The organism is Evansella halocellulosilytica (assembly GCF_002335745.1).
GTDB classification, from domain to species: Bacteria; Bacillota; Bacilli; order Bacillales; family Salisediminibacteriaceae; genus Bacillus_CA; species Bacillus_CA halocellulosilytica.
Map to the genome: position 1 here is coordinate 4,224,830 of NZ_NIST01000001.1, position 19,508 is coordinate 4,244,337.

The window sequence follows — 19,508 nt, forward strand, 5'->3', positions numbered from 1 at the left end:
CTTTGAAAACTCATGCGTCTCACCGTTCTTATTGCCCCTATTAAGATAATAAGGATTCAAGTTCATCTAGCGTTTCCTCAAACACTGACAAAGCTTGTTTAATGGGCTCAGATGAAGTCATATCAACTCCCGCCTTCTTTAACACTTCAATCGGGTAATCAGAGCTTCCTGCTTTTAAGAAGTCCAAGTAGCGATCAACTGCCAGTTGCCCTTCATTCAATATTTGTTTTGCTAGAGCAGTTGCTGCACTGTATCCAGTTGCATATTGATAAACGTAAAAATTGTAATAGAAGTGAGGAATTCGGGCCCATTCTAAAGCAATCTCTTTATCGATGACGATATCATCACCAAAATACTTTTTATTTAATTCATAATACATCTCACTTAACAGATCTGGTGTTAACGGTTCTCCACCAGCAGCTTTTTCATGCATCATCTGTTCAAACTCAGCAAACATCGTTTGACGGAAGACGGTTCCACGGAATCCTTCCAAGAAGTGATTAAGAAGGTATAATCGTTTTTGTTTATCATCTGTTACTTTCAATAAATAATCGTTCAATAATGCTTCATTACACGTTGAAGCCACCTCTGCGACGAAAATCGAATAATTCGCATAAGGGAAAGGTTGTGTTTTTCTCGTATAGTAGCTGTGTACTGAGTGGCCAAATTCATGAGTTAACGTAAATAAGTTATTTACGTTATCTTGCCAGTTCATTAAAATGTATGGGTTTGTTCCATACGCTCCCGAAGAATATGCACCACTTCTCTTTCCAACATTCTCTTCTACGTCAACCCAGCGATTGTTAAAACCTTCTTCAACAATTGAGACATAGTCCTCACCAAGAGGTTCTACCCCTTTTTTCACTAGTTCTTTTGCTTCTTCATAAGTTACCTTCATATCTACGTCTTTAATAAGCGGTGTATAAAGGTCATACATATGAAGTTCATCTACGTCAAGAACTTTCTTTCTTAAGCTGACATAACGATGTAACAAATGTAAATGATCATTCACCGTATCGACCAATTGATCGTAAACGACTTCTGGAATATGGTTTTTACTTAATGCAGCTTGGCGTGCAGATTCATAATTTCTAATGTTAGCATTGAATAAATTATTTTTCACATTACCGCTTACCGTACTAGAAAACGTATTTTTAAATTTGCCATATGTTTCGTAAACCGCTTTGAATGCTTCTTCTCTAACTCTCCGTTCTTTACTTTCTAAAAAACGAAGATAGCGCCCATGTGTTACTTCTGTTTCATCCCCATTTTCATCTTTCACTTTTGGAAACTTCATATCTGCATTATTTAACATGCCGAAAGTATTTGAAGGATTGCTAGTCACTTCACTCACTTGTGCCATAAGTGCTTCTTCTTTTTCACTTAATACGTGAGGGCGTTTGTTATTTAACTGTGCTAACATGTGCTCATAAAGCTTTAAGCCTTCATGATCTTTTAAGAAATTAGCAATTGTTTCTTCAGAAATTGATAATAACTCAGGAGTAACAAATGAAGCTGCATTCGTGACTTGCGAAAGTAATTGGCTCGCACGGTCATCTAATCCTTGATAAAACGAATTAGTCGTATCTTGGTCATATCTCATATGGGCATATGTATAAAGTTTTCCTAGCTTCTTTGAAATGTCATCCTGATACTGTAATGCCTCATATAATGTGTCAGCTGAATTTCCAAGACTGCCCTTATATTGCTGAAGTTTTGGCAGCATTTCTTTAATTTCTTGAAATTCCTTCTCCCAATCATCATCTGTTTCATAAATATCTTCTAAGTCCCAAGTTAACTCTTTAGGAACTTCATCACGTTTTGGCAATGCTGTTGATTGACTTGCCATGTGGACACCTCCATAATCATTACGTTTCTCTTGTCAGTATAATTTTACTCCCCTTGAAATATTCGTCATCCGACAAAAATCTCCTTTTTATTTCACAAAAATATTTTCATTCTCGAAATAAATTTCTTCTGTATTTTGAAATATGCTTTCCATTCTATCTTGAACAAATGTATCATCATGAAATAATGTCTCCAACGATTTATTCCAAGTAATATGATTCAACAATATATACACACCTGGTCTGGACTTTTTCAATACTTCAAAGTTGCAGAGAGCATCCAAAAATTCTATAAAAACTTTTCGTAGCATTTCTTTTGGATGGACAGCAATGTTTACCATCGGAAATGTATTGTTCATGACGTACGGAAGATAGACGTGTATCATTTTTGATATTCGAATATTGCTATTCAAGGGGAGGTTATTCAACGTATGAAGAAGAATGTGTGACTGCCACCAAACAGGAGAAGTATCAAAGAGGAAATTTCCTTTTAAAGGAAGGCTGCTTAATGCTGGGAAGTAATTCAAATTTAATTGGTAGCGTAAAAATAGCTTTAACATAAATGACTCAGTTCTTGAAAGAGATAAATATTTTTTTATTCTCTTTTTTTCAACTTCTTTTTTCCATAAATTCAAGTAGTCAGCATCTAATTTCGTTTCTAAATTGACAGCTTTTGCTACTGTATGTGATAAATCAATGAGGTGGAGCGGTTTAGTCGTCAATGGTAAAGTAGTCGGTTTTGCAATCATTTTTTTTCCGTTAAAGTAACGAAATTTTGTTAATACAAGCCAACTTTTTTTGAATGGATCAATATAAAGGGAATATAATTGTGGAGTTACTTTTATGAGACTTTGATGAAGATTATGACGCGGAAATTGTATCGTTTTCGTTTCTGGGAAGCTTGATTGAAAGCCAATCCATATAGGTTCAACATGCATCCTTTCATAATTTGCAGATCTCTTTATCATTAATTGAGAAGTAAGTGAAGATCGTTGTAGTTCAAAAGCGATACGCCGTTGTGCAATAACTGAAAAGACATCTGCTCGTTGTTTTGATGTTGGAAAATATTTCTCGATTTCACTCATACAACCTTCGTGTTTTAACCATCCACCAAGAACTTCCTTCGCTTTTTTATGCTCTTCTGACTCCCCACTTCTTTCATTTAAAAGGCAAAGTGAGTCAACTTTGTGGGCAAAATGCCATATCTGCTTCATTCCAAGTTTTAGGGTGACTTTTTCATGACAGTTTGGACACCTAAATGAATCGATCTTTTCAAGCTCTCTTAATTCTTCTCTTGTCCAGTTTTTATGCAGCATGTGGATCAATTTTTCCTTTTGATGCAAGGCTACAAACATGCTTTGATAACACCTCCATTTTTTTAATTATACACACAATACGAACATATGTTCAATAGATAATTTATTTTTTTCTTACCAATTTTTTTAACCACACTCTTATCATTAGTATTTACCCCAAAAGCATTCGCAGCTTTTGAGGCGATCATTTTTATAACAGTGGCGACAACAGTCGTGAAGTTGATTCAATCATTTTATTTGATAATGCTCGTTTCTTAAATACTTCATACCGAATGACCGTGGAATGTTCCATATCATAAACAAAGTCGCTTACTAATTTTTCCACACTTCTCGTTCGATATAAAAAAGCATTTGCTTCAAAATTTAAGTGAAAACTTCTCATATCCATGTTCGCAGTACCGATTGATGCAATTTCGTGATCAACAATAATGATCTTACTATGCATAAACCCACGATGATATTCATAAATTTTCACTCCTGCATCTAATAATTCAGGAAAATAAGAACGTGAAGCATAAAAAACAATTCGTTTATCAGGTCTGCTCGGAACTAAAATTCGTACATCAATTCCACTTAATGCTGCAATTTTTATCGCACTGAGCATATCGTCATCTGGAATAAAGTAAGGTGATGCAATCCAAATCGACCTTTTAGCAGATGTAATCATCGTAAAAAAAAGCTTTTTAAGGATTTCCCAACGAGTGTCAGGACCACTTGCAATCATTTGAACGCCGCCTTCACTATCTGTTATCGGTAAACTAGGGGATAAATAGCTTTGTTTTAGAGCAGCTTCTCCAGTAGCATAATACCAGTCCCTTAAGAAGATCAGCTGTAAACTTCTTATTGCCTCTCCTTGAACAAAAAGATGAGTATCTCTCCAATGCCCGAAGTAACGATCTTTCCCTAAGTACTCATCCCCAATATTTAATCCACCAATAAACGCACACTTTGCATCAACAACGATAATTTTCCGATGGTTTCGATAATTAATTTTGTTCGTAAACACAGGAAATCTTACAGGAGAAAACGGCACCATTTGAACCCCTGAATTTCTTAATTCCTTAATGTATGATTTACTCAACTTAAAGCATCCCACGGCGTCATACAAAAACCTGACTGTTACACCGTCCTCAGCTTTACGCATAAGAATATCCTTTATTTCTTTACCTATCTCATCATCGCGAACGATATAATATTCAAGATGTATATGGTCCTCTGCTTTATTTAAAGCATGTTTTATATGTGTAAACGTTTCTTTCCCATCAGTTAATATTCTCGTTTCTGTTTGAAATGAAACCGGGTTATTTGCTAATTTATGCGCAAGACGAAAAAGTTTTTGTTGATGATCTCTCATTTCATTGATCTTTGATTCATTAAGTGGCTTATTTCCTTCAATTCGATAAAAAGCTTGCTCATCAAGAATCGCTTTTTTCGTAAAGGATTTTCGTTTTCTGTGATTTTGTCCGAACATTAAATAAAAAAAGAAACCTACAAGTGGAAATGTTCCAAGCACCATTAACCACGTAATCGTTTTAGTTGGATTCCGGTTTTCAAAAAATATGACGAGAGCAATAAAAAATGCTGAGAGAGAAAAGATAATACTTAATCCCCCTACTAGCCAACTTTCCCAATACTCTCTCGTAACAAATAATATGGTAATGATAATGACTAAAAATAAGATGATTTGAAGACGCTTTAACATAAAATATCCCCTTTTGCACCATTATGTAATGCTCCCTTTATAAAAGGTATATACTAATTATCTTCGTACTGTCAAATTATACAAGCTATAGTCCGATGAAATTGGGCATACACCAGCAAGGCGAACACTCTTCATCTTCAAAAAGAGTACATCATTGACTGTTGTTATAAACGATTACTCATAGTACAAAAAAGGGAGAACCGGGGGGCTATTTTTCCTTATTAATCCTGTTATCGTCCATTGTTGATGATTGATTGAAGAACGATAGGCGGCAACTCCAGCGACTAGCATTTTCTTCATGAGCTTCCACAATGATTTCGTAACTTCGTCGTTCCCGCAGGACGGGGGAAATTTAGCCAAAGAACAAACAGAACGACCTTTTCACAATCTAAGCAAAACATTGATTTAATAAGGATGTCCACAACATTTTTTATAGAACTAATTTTTATAAAAATTTCTCAAATTAAATAAGACTGACCTAAAAATAAAGGCCAGTCATGTATTTAAGCAAACTGCTTTTTCAGTTCTTGTAAAGCATTCGTTTCGATAATCGTTTTACCGTATTCTTGTATACGGTGAATCGTTATATCTGATTCATAGCCATATTCAAGCATACGACTTAGTAAATTATCCTGTTCTTCATCTGTATATCGTTCATCTAACGTTACGAAAATGTAGTACGTGTTTTCAAATGAATAGAAACTAGTGTGCACATCCTCTTGGAAAGAGTGGCTTAAAGAAATGACATCCTCAAAATCATTAAATCCGATGACGACACTAAGAGAAGAATCCTTTTCTAAATCATTATCTTGATCCTGCGCAAATTGGCTGTCTAACATATCTACAATGTTATTATCCACAGGCACCTCATCCTTTTCATCCTCCATTGGGATTTCAAGTTTTACATTGCCATCGTTAATTTGTCCTTGAGTTACAATGACTTCTAATCCTTTTTCCATTGCATGAACTTGCACCCATAAAGGACCGGAAATTTCTAAATTTTCTTGGTCATTCACTTCGCTCATCATTTCAAAGAATAGCTCTTCTCCACGCTCGCGATTATACCAAATTTCATCTTTATCAAATCCACGACGTTCTATGTCATGGTACGTTATAAAAAACTTTACAGTCGAATCATTGATTCTTTCGATTTCCATTTGTTCTCACCCTTTCTAAATTCTTTAAAGCTGATAGAGAACAATATCTCACAATCATCTTATTTAAAGGCTCTAACATTAAGAAGGTTTCATTAAAGTCGTTCAAACTGATCAATATGATATATAAAACAAGTGAATCATCTTATCTCTTCATTACCCATTCCTATTTAAAACTAACCATGAAAATGATCACCGTAGTCAATCAATAAACTTTCGCTTACAGTCGCTTTCTTATCATTTATTTTAAGCAAATGATAGTAAACAATAAAGAGGACCTTTTACCCTTGTTATAACTCATTTTAGAGGACAAAAGTACTGAGATGACTATAATATCGTTAATAGTACACATTCTCCACTAATTTACCTCATATTTGGTACATTGCTTCCGAAATCTTCAATAATGAATATCTAGAAATGCGAATGTATGACTCTTTATTTCACTTCTAATATAAATGATTTTTCAGACAGTATAAACTAGTTTTACACAAATATCAATGTTCTATTATTAAATATGCTTGTATATATATAAATGAACTCCTTGTCCTGTCTTGTTTATGATTCACCTTTCTTTAACTATTTTAATTGTAGACCTTAGGGGGAATCAACCTTTGAGCTCAGAATTCATTACGTCATTATTAATGATAATAGGTATCGACATTATTTTAGGAGGAGATAATGCGATTGTGGTCGCACTTGCTTGTCGAAATTTACCTCCGCACTTAAGGAATAAGGCGATTGTTGCTGGTATTCTTTTAGCCATAGCCGCTCGTGGAATACTTACGCTTTTAGCAGTACAGCTGTTAACGATTCCCTATTTAATGACAATTGGCGGAATCCTCCTTTTATGGATTGCATATAAATTGCTCGTCTCTGCAGAAGAAGAGCATAATATTTCAAGCAAACCTAGAATTAGTGATGCAATAAAGACGATTGTTATAGCAGACATTGTAATGGGTTTCGATAATGTACTTGCTATTGCAGGAGTAGCACAAGGTAATGGACTTATCGCTTTAATCGGTCTTTTAATTTCCGTTCCGATCATCATTTGGGGAAGTAAAATTATTCTATATTTTATGAAAAAGTTTCCGTTTATCGTTTATATTGGAGCTGCAATATTAATCTACACATCTGCAAAAATGATCTTGCACGAAGCTGCTGTTAAGCTTGCAATCGAATCTGTGGGGATATCAACAAATGCCTTTATCTTTCTGCTCGTCATTTTTGTATTACTTCTAGGCTGGATCATGAACCACATAAAAGGAATTGAAATTTTCCATATACTCCGGTTTAGGAAGAAGAAATAAAATGCAGATGAAATTGAAAAACGAAAGCCTTCTACATCTTTGTAGAAGGCTAAATATTATTCATTCACTAACTTTTTGGCTGCTTCTTGCAACTGGAATGTTCTTACTTTTCTCGGTAAGAAACGACGAATTTCTGCTTCGTTATATCCAACTTGAATTCTTTTTTCATCTAAAATGATCGGTCTGCGAAGTAGTCCCGGGTGATCACTAATTAGCTGAAATAATTGTTGCAATGGCATTGCATCTAACTCCACATCTAAATCTTGAAATACTTTTGATCTCGTGGAGATGATTTCATCCGTTCCATCCTCAGTCATACGAACGACCTCTTTTACTTCCTCAACTGATAGTGGTTCCGAGAAGATATTTCTTTCTACAAACTCAATATCATGTTCTTGCAACCATGCTTTAGCTTTACGGCATGATGTACAGCTTGGTGATGTAAATAATGTTACCATAAACCGATTCTCCCTTCGTATAATTGTCTTTTGACTAGACATGTATGTGAAAATCAGTGTTTGTGAAAATTACTACAAACTTATTATACTATAATTATTCTAATTTGAGTAGTGGGTTTAATAAATATTATACACGTCCTATATGCGTTGTACATGTATGAAGAATCCACACTTACCTATACCCGACTATTGATAAATAAAACATTTTTACTAGCCAACATATATTATATACGATTAACTTCAAGAAAGGTTTCACAATATGTGACGTTTTTTTAAAACATTGTTATGAATAAGAAAGACTGTCTTGCTTTCACAAGACAGTCTACTGTTCCGTCAGGCAATCGTTTTTGAATGGGATACAGGTCCCCTTTTCGGAATCCGGTTTACTTCATCCCATTTCCGTTTCAACAAATCTTGCCATAGTAATTTTTTCTTTCTCTTTTTTCTTGTTTTGCCCTTCATTACAAAACACTCTCCTTTCTGTGTTTTGATTTAAAAACACTGAAAGTCAAAAGCTATTTAACTCCATTTATTATCTGTCCAGCGATCGCCAGACGGGAACACGTTATGGGGTTGCTTCAGGTTCTCTTTCACTTTCTGGTGAATGGTCAAATGTAAACACTTTCTCAACATCATCATACGATTCACCGTAAAGTTCTTCATCTTTATACGTATGAATCGTTTCATAAGTGTGTCGCATCTTCTCATAGATGCTTTCTTCTGATTCATCTGTAGGAGACCAATATAAAATTTCCATTTCATTGACTTTACCAGTATCTAGAGATCTTCGGCGATACCCAATCGATTCAGCATGCTTAAACCCTTCTCGCTTATAAAATCGCTGCCTTTTTTCTGTATCCGTATCATCATAATCAACAGGTTCTACTTCTAAAATGATCGGTTTGCCTTTTTTCTTCATCTTATCTATCAACTTTCTTCCAATTCCTTGTCCACGTGCTTTCTTAGATACAAATAAATAATCGATAAAGACAAAATCGTCTGTTTCAGCGTACATTAAGACATGATTGGAACTTTCATCTTTTTTGTAAATCCCTTTTTTCTCTTTTAGTAATAGTTCCATATGTTCTTGAGATTTCATCTCTTCAATCGGAAAATATTCATTTAATTTCTCATACCAATTCATTAATTAATAAACCTCCAATAAGTTATAACCGATTAATATTCTTAAAAAAGTGAATAATCGTTCTACTTCTATTATATGTGAATTCCATTGATTGATAAATGTGGCTAATATCCCGTCCTACTTCATTAACTATCGTGATCGATGGTTAGAAGTGCCAACCATAGTTGTTTTTAAAATAGCTTGCAATAGCTTTAAAAAAGAAGTATGGTTACACTTATCGTCTGCAATTAAGTAAGAAATCATTCACGTTTCTCTTTATTAGTCATTCAAGGTGCCAGGTCTGATTGTCAATTTATCCTTTCCTTTTGTATACTTTTTACATACTTTATTGAATTTTACTTGTTTGAAGCTGCTTAGAAGAAAAACAGCAAGGGAATGTCTCCCTCACTGTTCTCAATCGTTCTCCAATAAATAGTCTACACCTTCCGTATAGTTGTTTCTTGCGTTCCATAACAAAAATTCATCAATACCATTTTCATACAACGCTTTAATTTGTGCTTCTACTTCATCGACACCGTAATTCAAATAATTTCCTGACCCTAAATAAGAAGCAGTAAAATCCTGTAACCATGGACGAGAAACCGGAGGGTTATCTAATTCCTCTAATTTAGCATTTTCCACTTTCGAATATTCTGTAACAAGCTCGTAAGGATATAAGTCAGGTTTATCAAGATCAAAATAAGAGGTCCAATGACTTGGGTAAATCATGGATGAAATAACATCAACATTTTCAGAGATTTTTGTGAAGTTTTGTCCAATTCCAGGTGCTTCAGGTAATGTTGCTGTATAACCAAAAATATCTACAGAAACATCGACATCATACGGCTGCAATTGTTCTCTTGCATATTTTACAAAGTCCGTTACAGCTTCAACTCGCTTTTGGACGTTGTCACCTTCCCCATCTTTATAGTCACCAACGTCATACGTTAATTCTTCGTCTCGGCGCTCAAACCCTTCAGGGAAACGAACATAGTCAAATTGAATTTCCTTGAACCCCATTTCAGCTGCCATTTTAGCCATATCGACATTATAATCCCAAACTTCTTTTAAAAATGGATTCGTAAAAGCTTCACCACGACTATTCTTCCAAACTTCACCATCTTGAGTAAAGGAAAGCTCAGGACGCTCTTCTGCTAAAAGCGTATCTTTAAAGACAACAATTCGGGCGATTGGATATATTTCGTGCTCTTCCAGTGTCCGCATCATCTCTTCCGGGTCAGAAATCATTCTTTGTGAAATATCATAATAAGGTGATTGTTCATCTGGACGGTATGTTAAATAACCATCATCTTCTTTAATGTCAATGACCATACTGTTTAATGCTGTGGAATCAACGAAATCAATGAGCTCATTAAATCGCGAACCACCAGCAGTATGTCCAGTCACATAAATACCTCGAACTGCATCTGGGTATTCAAATGTATAACCTGAGTCAAACACAAATCTTGCTATGTTATCTGGCCACTCTCGTTCTTTTAAATGCACTTCTTTTTCAGAGTGATGTGATGCGGTTAAGTGCTCATCTGTTCCTTCTTCTGCTTCAACTGTTATCGAAACGAAAGAAAAGAAACTAACAAATAATACAAAAACTGAAAAATATCTCATTTTTTTCCCCATCGTTTTCACTACCTTTTCTTTTTCTGTATTTCTAAGTTGTCTTAAAAGGACAACCATTATGCTGGTAACTGTTGTTCAGAGTCGGGTTATGTATCATTACATTTATCTCTATTCATACTTTAACATCGAATTAAGTAAAATTGTTCGATAAATTATCAGGAATTTCATAAGCCGACAATTTTCCTATTTCTCCTAAAAGTTGTTTACCCAAAAACTTTTTACTCGACACCTTCAATTTTTTCATACACAAAGATAACATTGAAAATTTATTCTCTGGTTTACGTTTCCAAAATCTGTACAAAAATTATATGTAAAATAATAAAAAAAATTATTGACACCTTTGGTCTATCTTTTTATAATATTGAACAATATACTTCTTTGCCCTTTCGCTCTGTTACTAAAAGTAATTATTGGTCAAAAAGTAAGGAGGTCTGTACAAGTGAAACGCTTAACATTATATGAGATTTATGAACATCCAATAACGAAAAAATATGTAAAACGTTCTGGGTTATCTCACGCTATCTCAACCGCTTACTTTGCTTATGATTACGCAATCGAGAAGAATGTTGATCCTGATTTAGCTGTAAAAGCAGCGTTTTTACATGATATAGGCCATTACAACTGGTATCGTGATGGCAAGTGGGATTATAATTTGTATAATGAGAATGACATTCATGCGATAAAGGGAGCTGAACGGGCACATAAGCTGTTAATTCGGTTAGGAGAAGATCATGTAACTGCCAAAAAAATTGCCCTTGCTATTCTCCTTCATACAGATTCATATTTACCATCTGGTGAGCTTAAGCTTGAACCATTACAGGAAGTTGTCGCTTTAGCTGATCAATCTGATGAAGAGCCTAATGGTAACCATCATTATAAAAGCATTGAGGAAGCAAAAGCAGTTCAATTAATAGAAAAACTGGATAATAAAATTGCAGAAGCCTTTAAAAAGTTTGAACAAGAAGGCCAGCCTGCCTCATAACATTACGATGACAAATAATTGACGAAATTCAATATTCATGATAAATTTATCGTATTAAAGAAAAACAACCTTTTTTTAGTTGTTCAACTGAACAACTAATTTATAAAAAGGGGAGTAGCGACCTATATTAAGTAGGTTAATGAATCGTCATTTCAGCAGCATATTCGCTGCTCGGTTCATTAAACTTTGCACGTTGCAAAGGACGCAAGACCTTTTTATGAAATGGCTATCCTTCACGAGAAGACCATTTCATAAAAAGGTCTGTTTTTTTGTGGTCATAACACGACTTACATTGTGTTTACATTGTGTTGTGCTGCCACCTAAGAAAAAGGAGACGATAAATATGGTATTTGTCATTTTTATGTTAGCTGCGCTCGTCACTGTTTTATTTGCTGTCAAACTTTCTACGTACGCCGATGTTTTAAGTAAACGAACTTCTCTTGGAGGAATGATGGTCGGTACAATATTACTTGCTGGAGCTACTTCTTTACCCGAAGTTACAACAAGTGCAACAGCTGTGTTTGTTAATAATCCTGACATTGCTGTCGGAAATGTTCTCGGTAGTAATTTGTTTAACCTGTTAATTTTAGCGGTTTTTGATATCGTTTACCGTAAAAAAAGAATGCTGATCTATATTCATAAAGATCATATGCTGACAAGTATTATTAGTCTTGGCCTAACAGGATTAATATTTGTTGCGATCGTTTTACCGACTGGGTTTGAACTGTTAGGGGTAGGAATTGAGTCCTATTTACTAATTATTTTTTATTTTGGAAGTATGAAGTTGATTTCGAATGGGCAATCCGCCATTACTGAATCTGAAGCAGCTGCAACTGAAGAAGAGGACCATCATACACGCGCAATTTCTCTGCGGAGAGCAAAAATTGGATTTGTGATCTGTTCCGTTCTCATTTTTTTAACGGGTTCTCTTTTAACAATTACCGGTGATCACATTGCAGCATCAACTGGTATGAACTCAAGCTTTGTAGGCAGTTTTTTAATTGCAGGTGCAACCTCTTTACCTGAAGTAGTCACCGTTTTAGTTGCCATTCAACTTTTGAATTATAATTTAGCTGTAGGGAATATTGTTGGGAGTAACATTTTTAACTTATTAATTTTAGCATTTACAGATCTATTATATCGGGACGGAAGTATTTTAAATGCTTCAAGCTCAGTTTCTTCTATTACAGCATTTGCAGTTATCGTCCTCAATATCATCATTATTAGTGCCATTTTATTTCTACGATCTTCAATAAACAGCAATCGCGCCTATCTTGCACCATCTGTTATTTTAGTTATTATATATGGATTATCAACATACTTCATTTTTACAATGGGCGGCTAGAGAGCAACTTCTTCGTAAGAGTCCAACATAATCAAGAAAAGCGCAAGGCGTCTGCCTATCGGCGAAAAGCGGTGCCTCTTCCTCTTCTAGCATGGCTCTGTGGTTATATCCGTCAACCGGGCAATACGCCACGTCCTGTGATATGCTCAGCGTTAGGACGTCCTGTCCGTCGAGGCAAATCGCTAGATCAGATCTTTGGCTAAAACCCCCGCGTCCTGCGGGAACGCCGAAGTCACCACATCCGTGTGGAAGCTCGTGATATAAACGCTCGTCGCTGAGCTAGACGTAACAACTATTTCGAGAACTTATCCACAAAATTTATAGCTTTTCTAGACAACGAAAAAATTAGGATGTCTCAATGAGACATCCCGAACTAGACGATTAATGAAAGAAGTCAGACTCTCTAAAATCATCTAACGTAATGAGGCCGTGTGAGCGTTTTTCTATGACGCCCTCTTCATTTAAAAACAACACTGTCGGAACACCAAATACTTCATATTTGTCTTGCACATCTCCGTCACGATCGAGTAACACATTCGCAGATGGGACTGGTAATTGCTCAATGTATTGTCCTACATCGCCTTCACTTTGTTCTGAACTAGTTAAGTTAACAGGAACAATCGTTACGTTTTCCAACAGTCCTTCATCGTTTGCTATACTTATTTGCTCCCACTGATTTGAACAAACATGACACCACGAGGTAAAAAAGAAAAGAAGCATTCTTTCATCATGGTCAGCTGTGACGACAACTTCTTCGCCATCTACATTTTCTAATGTAAACGAAGGAAACTGCTCCCCTTCATATACGCCTTCAGCAACCTCTGTCATTGCTCGTTGTGTTAACGCCCATTCATGGTCGGACTGCACGTACATAAAACCACCGACAAAAAGGACAAACGCTAGAATTACCCACTGCATTTTCTTTTTGAACACGGACATCCCCCCTTTCTCACAATTTATGCGAAAAAGAGGGGAATAGTACAACCTATTTTTATTGATTTTTTTCAGATACTACTTTATCAACAATAAGTGAAATCGCTCCATCACCAGTGACGTTTGCAGCGGTTCCAAAGCTGTCTTGAGCCATGTAAAGCGCGATCATTAATCCAAGTGCCGCCTCAGACAGTCCTAACATTGAAGATAATACACCAATTGCTGCCATAATCGCCCCACCAGGAACACCTGGAGCTGCAATCATAATGACCCCTAGCATTAAAATAACCGGTATCATTTCTCCAATTGAAGGAATCGCATACCCATCTAAAACAGACATGACTGCAACCGTACATGTCACAATCGTAATGACACTTCCAGATAGATGAATCGTTGCACTTAACGGAATACTGAAGTTCGCCACTTCTTCTTTCACTTTGTTTTCTTTAGCCTGTCTTAAAGTAACAGGGATTGTTGCTGCACTGCTCATTGTCCCTAGTGCTGTAAAGTAAGCTGGTAACATCGTTTTTAATAGTGCAAATGGATTGCGTTTCGTCACAATTCCAGCAACGACATACTGAACAGTCAACCACGCCCAGTGGGTCAATATCGCGACAAGAAGGACAATTCCAAACACTTGCAACGTTTCAAAAACGGTTCCTTCTGCAGCTAATCCAGCAAATATACCAGCAATGTAGACAGGTAAAAATGGAATGATAATTTTTTTAATGACTAATTCAACTATATTTTTCCCTTCATCAAACATATTAATTAACACATTCGTTTTCAGCTTTGCCATGCTAATACCAAAAACGAAGGCTAATACGAGAGCGGTAATAACTCCCATTAATGGGTCAATTTGTATTTCAAGAAATCCAGTAAGACCAGCTCCTTCTTCAGGAGCAGTTTGTTGAGATGAAATAAAAGGAATGACGATAATAGCAATAAAAAATGCAGCAAGTCCTGCTAAAAATGTACTCGTATAGGCAGTTCCTACTGTCAGTCCTACCATTTTTCCAGACTCAGTTCCTAACTTCGAAACCCCTGAGGCAATGAAAAATAGAATGATTAATGGAATCATAAATCCAATAAATTCTCCGAAAATATCGCTTACAGTGAGTAATACTCTCGTTAATCCTTCAATTTGAAGCAATCCGATAGCTATACCAATAATAATACCTAAAACTAACTTAATAATAAGCTTCATCTTTTTCCTCCTCACTATTCACCACAGAAAAACAGTCCGCCCTGAGCGGACATTTGTTCCTCTTTTTTTAATATGTAAACATCATGCACCGTTTTTTACATTATGACAAGTCTTTTTTATAAAGTCAAAATTTTCTGTTAATCTTTTATTTGCATTCTTTTATAAAAAAGAATATAATAGTTAGCAAAACTTGATATTGTTTTGGCAATGATAAAGAATAGTACTTCTCCTGTAGCATGTTCAGAGAGTCTGCGTTAGCTGGGAGCAGATCATGCGGCGAGTAGGAATGGGCTTTTGAGCCATTATCCCGAACAGCCTGACTAAGTAGGCGATGACGTTTTCCTCATACGATATCTTGAGGCCCCTTACTATGTTAATTTGGTGAGGATGTTGAGTGATTTCTTTAAAGTCGGTTTATAAAAATAGAGTGTTTTCGCTATTATAAACAACTTTTTTAAAGGAATAATCAGGGTGGCAACGCGGTCCATTCGTCCCTATATTTCGGGATGAATGGGCTTTTTTATATGCTTATATTAAGAAAGTGTTGGTTATTTGAGAAGATATGAGCATCACCATGTCATATTTAAATCAAGAAAGGTAGTGAAATGATGAAAACCATTTTTTCTGGCATTCAGCCAAGCGGAACACTAACATTAGGTAATTACTTAGGGGCAATGAAACATTTTGTTGAGCTTCAAGAGGAAAATAGCTGTTATTTCTGTATTGTCGATCAACATGCTATTACTGTGCCGCAAGACCGTCTTCAACTGCGTAAAAATATTAGAAGCTTAGCTGCTTTATATTTAGCAGTCGGTATTGATCCTCATAAGTCGACTTTGTTTATCCAGTCTGAAGTCCCCGCCCACGCACAGTTAGGATGGATGATGCAATGTGTCAGTTATATCGGGGAATTAGAAAGAATGACACAATTTAAAGATAAATCTGCAGGTAAAGAAGGTGTTTCATCTTCATTATTAACTTATCCACCATTAATGGCAGCAGATATTCTCCTGTATAAAACAGATATCGTCCCTGTCGGGGAAGACCAGAAGCAGCATTTAGAATTGACTCGTAATTTAGCTGAACGTTTTAATAGTAAATATAATGACATTTTTACAATACCAGAAGTAAAAATCCCTAGAGTCGGTGCTAGAATCATGTCATTAAATGATCCATCGAAAAAAATGAGTAAATCGAATCCGAATCAGAAAAGTTTTATCTCAATGCTCGATGATGAAAAACAAATTTTAAAGAAAATCAAAAGTGCCGTCACTGATTCAGAGAATGAGGTACGTTTTGACAAAGAGAATAAGCCAGGCGTAGCAAACCTTCTTTCCATTTATTCATTATGTACAGGAGAAGCGATTGAATCATTAGAAGAAAAGTATGCTGGCAAAGGATATGGGGAATTTAAAGAAGATGTCGCCCATGCTGTTATTAACAGTTTAAAACCAATTCAAGAACGTTATTTTGAGTTAATTGAATCCGAAGAACTTGATCGTATTTTAGATCAAGGGGCAGAAAAGGCTAATCGGGATGCCAAAAAAATGTTAGCAAAAGCTGAAAGAGCGATGGGGCTTGGCAGGAAAAAAAGGTAACACATAAAAGGATTCTTTTGATTCTGTTAAGTTGTGAAGTCAAGAACAAAAGCGCAAGCGCCTTGTCTCTTCCTCTTCTAGTAGAGCTTTGTAGAGTATCCGTCAACCGGGCAATACGCCACGTCCTGTGGCATGCCCGGCATTAGGACGTCCTGTCCGTCGAGACAACCGCTAGATCAGATCTTCGGCTAAACGCCCCGCGTCCTACGAGAACGCCGAAGCCACCACATCCGTATGAAAGCTCGTGATGTAAACGCTCGTCGCTGATCTAGACGTAACAACTATTTCGAGAACTTATCCACAAGATCTAAATCTATAGTTTCCTCACTAGCGTTGCATTAAAATTTTCTTATAATGTCAACCATAAAACGGCTGGTTAAGCCATCCATAATATTCCTTTTTATGGTTATTCCGAATATTCAGTTTATAGCATTTTGGAGGTAAAGAGTCAAAAGGATAAGGGGGGCTTACGAAGGTAGTCCTTATCCACTTTTTACCAAATGTTTTTAGATGATAGGGTCATATGTTAAATCATTCAAATGTTCAATCTCTTCTTGTTCGAATTGTTTCACGGTTTCTTGAAAAACTTTCTCATGATCAAGCTTCTGTCTACCAGCTGTCGTTCGATCTGGTTTTCGAAATAGCTCCTTTATGAATACGGAGAAGCTTCTCCACCAGTACTCACCTATGAATTCAATCATTTCTAGGAGAGTACCTTTAAACGACACGCTTTTCTTCATTAACAAAGTTAAGCAGAAAGTGATTATTGCTATAAAGATTTGGTTGTACACAGCATTTCTGCTCTTCCCATAACACTTTTTCAATACGAGGTGTTGCTTCATCCATTTGAAGAACAATTCAATTTGCCATCTATTTCGATAAAGGTCACTAACTTCCTGTGCAATCATTTTTGCATCATTAATAATGATTTCAATAGGATTCCCTTGGCTATCTTTTGTTTCAATTAACCTGAGTGGGTACTTCATATTTCCTAGTTTGACCACAGCTTCACGATCAATATCAGAAGATGGATCAACGGGAAGCTCTTCAATCACTTTAATGACTGTGTTGTCCTTTATTCGTGTACAAAATCGAATGTTCTTACTACAGTAGTAGTCAAATTTTGAGTAGCTAAAGTAACCTCGGTCAAAGACGTGGAGTGCATCTTTTTCTATCACCATTAAGTTATCCAATTGCGTGAGATCTGCCGGTCTTGCAGAGGTGACAATGATCTCACCTGGAGCGGTTTCTCCATCATGAAAAACCACACGAGAATGAATTTTCACGCCAGCTTTGGTTTCTCGGAAATCTGCCCATCGATATTGGCTGATTGTTAAAGAGAGGGTCGAAGAATCAATGAGATGAATTTTTTTTAATAATTGATCTCCTTTTTTCTTCCCATATTCCTGGTGAATCTGTTGAACCAGATGGTGCATAACAGCCTGGAAGATTTCTGGTGGGAGGTCTGAAAGTTTTCTCGAAAGTTGTGATTTACTAATACTTTTTAACCCTAGTTCTCGTTGCAATCTTTTTTTATGCTTTACCTTGAAACTAATTTTTTTAAGGCTATCTATTTGAAGCAATTGGGCATAGATAAATACCTTTGTGAATGTGAGACAATCGAGCTTTTTCGTATATTTATCTAATTCCATATGATCCACCATTGTAGAAAAAACTTTTTCATTAATCGGGTGGATATATTCCTTTAAAACTGTTTTTATGGTATTCTTGTCCATGGTTGAGCTCCTTATTATTAGGATTTGGACAGAACTACCTATCTTCGTTGTCCACCTAATTATAAGGAGTTTTTTTGCATCCATAAAGACTTGAAATTGCCATAAATCCCATTTAATTACATGGCGCTAATAACTTGACAAATTGAATTTTATTTTATGCAACGCTAGTGTAGTTTCCTAAACGATAAAAGAAAGAGAGGCTGTCCCAAAAGTGTCAGCCTCGTCTTTTTGTACCTAAATATTTTTTGGTGTTCAATAGGCTCTTTAATAAATCAAGTTAACCCTCACTTATGGGGAACTTTTTCACTGGACAATTTAATACGAGCTTATGTACTAGTCCAATTTATTGAACTTTCCTTCCTTCGCCCGCCTGTATTTCCCAAAGTTTTTCAAAGAAAGGCTGTCCTTTAATCATCGTAAAACAATAATCTTCATGCTTTTGTGACCAGCCATCTTTGATTTCTTCATATAAGCCCTTCCACGCTTCTTCAAAACTCATTTGCTGAATTTGCAAATATTTATCAGGTGCCCATTCCGTGTACCAATAGCGAATTTCAGGGGTTCCTGCTTCTTTATATAGTTGGTCTAACGCCATAAAAAGAAGCTGCTTTAATTGCCTTTCTTTTCGAATAAGTCCTTTCATTAATAACGGGTCAGGAGAGAGAATATGGTATTGCTTTTGGCTATCTAAATAGTCCATATAATAGTCTCTTACCGGTTCAGAAGCAACTAATTGATGCAGCTGCTCTTCCTGTCTTGGCACCATTCTGCTTTTTCTTATCGGAGTATGATAACCAATCGTATCAACAATGATCGCCTTATTTCCATCCGTTGCTAAAAAACAATATTCCATTTCAACACGCTGACTTTTTCTTCGTACGTAGCTTTGTTTATAAACGTCTGCTAACAATTCTTCCGGAAGCTCTAAAAGCGTATTTTCAATATAATGAAATAGTTCCTCTGAAATTTTAATGACGGCTAATTGATCAACTAATTCAATTTTGTCTTCCTTTCGCCATTCAAAAAACTCACAAACGTTGTATCCGTTTTCTTCACCTTCAAACCAATTCACCCATACATCGCGCATATGGAGCATGAGCTCAACTCCTTTATACGATTCATTTTATGAACAGTATGGGCAGGTGAAAACCAATTTATTCCA

At 35.9% G+C, this 19,508-nt stretch carries 16 protein-coding genes and 1 other annotated feature; of the genes, 4 read left to right on the forward strand and 12 right to left on the reverse strand.

What is annotated here, in order from left to right; translation table 11 throughout:
• Window positions 1-40 precede the first annotated feature (40 nt).
• The 4 genes from pepF to mecA form a co-directional block, all read right to left on the reverse strand.
• Window positions 41-1,849, reverse strand: a complete 1,809-nt coding sequence (pepF, locus tag CD001_RS20100) for an oligoendopeptidase F (protein WP_096189379.1) — start codon at window positions 1,847-1,849, stop codon at window positions 41-43.
• Window positions 1,850-1,936: 87 nt separating this feature from the next.
• Window positions 1,937-3,202 (reverse strand): competence protein CoiA, encoded by a 1,266-nt coding sequence (locus tag CD001_RS20105; protein ID WP_096189380.1) that lies wholly within the window; start codon window positions 3,200-3,202, stop codon window positions 1,937-1,939.
• A gap of 151 nt (window positions 3,203-3,353) precedes the next feature.
• The gene (gene cls / locus CD001_RS20110; RefSeq protein WP_096189381.1) at window positions 3,354-4,865 is read right to left on the reverse strand and encodes a cardiolipin synthase; all 1,512 of its coding nucleotides are present in this window, start codon (window positions 4,863-4,865) and stop codon (window positions 3,354-3,356) included.
• A 503-nt stretch (window positions 4,866-5,368) separates the two neighbouring features.
• A complete protein-coding gene (gene mecA, locus CD001_RS20115; RefSeq protein ID WP_096189382.1) occupies window positions 5,369-6,022 on the reverse strand; it encodes an adaptor protein MecA in 654 nt (217 codons plus the stop codon).
• A 608-nt stretch (window positions 6,023-6,630) separates the two neighbouring features.
• Here mecA and CD001_RS20120 point away from each other — a divergent pair.
• On the forward strand, window positions 6,631-7,326 hold the full coding sequence (locus CD001_RS20120; RefSeq protein ID WP_096189383.1) for a TerC family protein: 696 nt from the start codon (window positions 6,631-6,633) through the stop codon (window positions 7,324-7,326).
• A 56-nt stretch (window positions 7,327-7,382) separates the two neighbouring features.
• Here the strand turns inward: CD001_RS20120 and spxA are convergent, their stop codons facing one another.
• The 4 genes from spxA to CD001_RS20135 all read right to left on the reverse strand — a co-directional run bounded on the left by spxA (window position 7,383) and on the right by CD001_RS20135 (window position 10,545).
• A complete protein-coding gene (spxA, locus tag CD001_RS20125; RefSeq protein WP_096189385.1) occupies window positions 7,383-7,784 on the reverse strand; it encodes a transcriptional regulator SpxA in 402 nt (133 codons plus the stop codon).
• A gap of 333 nt (window positions 7,785-8,117) precedes the next feature.
• Entirely contained in the window at window positions 8,118-8,246 is a 129-nt protein-coding gene (locus CD001_RS27030) for a hypothetical protein (protein WP_257009874.1), read from the reverse strand.
• A gap of 103 nt (window positions 8,247-8,349) precedes the next feature.
• On the reverse strand, window positions 8,350-8,928 hold the full coding sequence (locus tag CD001_RS20130) for a GNAT family N-acetyltransferase (RefSeq protein WP_096189386.1): 579 nt from the start codon (window positions 8,926-8,928) through the stop codon (window positions 8,350-8,352).
• 393 nt (window positions 8,929-9,321) lie between these two features.
• Window positions 9,322-10,545 (reverse strand): putative glycoside hydrolase, encoded by a 1,224-nt coding sequence (locus CD001_RS20135; protein ID WP_257009875.1) that lies wholly within the window; start codon window positions 10,543-10,545, stop codon window positions 9,322-9,324.
• 439 nt (window positions 10,546-10,984) lie between these two features.
• Between CD001_RS20135 and CD001_RS20140 the strand changes: the two genes are divergently transcribed.
• A complete protein-coding gene (locus CD001_RS20140; protein WP_096189387.1) occupies window positions 10,985-11,527 on the forward strand; it encodes an HD domain-containing protein in 543 nt (180 codons plus the stop codon).
• 343 nt (window positions 11,528-11,870) lie between these two features.
• Window positions 11,871-12,872, forward strand: a complete 1,002-nt coding sequence (locus CD001_RS20145; protein ID WP_096189388.1) for a sodium:calcium antiporter — start codon at window positions 11,871-11,873, stop codon at window positions 12,870-12,872.
• A gap of 381 nt (window positions 12,873-13,253) precedes the next feature.
• Here CD001_RS20145 and CD001_RS20150 read toward each other — a convergent pair whose 3' ends face one another.
• A complete protein-coding gene (locus CD001_RS20150; RefSeq protein ID WP_179298831.1) occupies window positions 13,254-13,805 on the reverse strand; it encodes a TlpA family protein disulfide reductase in 552 nt (183 codons plus the stop codon).
• A gap of 58 nt (window positions 13,806-13,863) precedes the next feature.
• Window positions 13,864-15,012 (reverse strand): dicarboxylate/amino acid:cation symporter, encoded by a 1,149-nt coding sequence (locus CD001_RS20155; RefSeq protein ID WP_096189390.1) that lies wholly within the window; start codon window positions 15,010-15,012, stop codon window positions 13,864-13,866.
• A gap of 198 nt (window positions 15,013-15,210) precedes the next feature.
• Window positions 15,211-15,511 (forward strand) — a binding site (T-box leader).
• A gap of 106 nt (window positions 15,512-15,617) precedes the next feature.
• On the opposite strand from CD001_RS20155, the gene trpS reads away from it, so the two are divergent.
• Window positions 15,618-16,610, forward strand: a complete 993-nt coding sequence (gene trpS / locus CD001_RS20160; protein WP_096189391.1) for a tryptophan--tRNA ligase — start codon at window positions 15,618-15,620, stop codon at window positions 16,608-16,610.
• A gap of 506 nt (window positions 16,611-17,116) precedes the next feature.
• On the opposite strand, the gene CD001_RS20165 is transcribed toward trpS, so the two are convergent.
• Both CD001_RS20165 and CD001_RS20170 read right to left on the reverse strand, forming a co-directional pair.
• Complete coding sequence (locus CD001_RS20165) at window positions 17,117-18,346, reverse strand: IS4 family transposase (protein WP_096189393.1); 1,230 nt, start codon at window positions 18,344-18,346, stop codon at window positions 17,117-17,119.
• 343 nt (window positions 18,347-18,689) lie between these two features.
• Window positions 18,690-19,442: a DUF3603 family protein gene (locus CD001_RS20170; protein ID WP_096189394.1), complete on the reverse strand. Its 753-nt coding sequence runs from the start codon at window positions 19,440-19,442 to the stop codon at window positions 18,690-18,692.
• Window positions 19,443-19,508 lie beyond the last annotated feature (66 nt).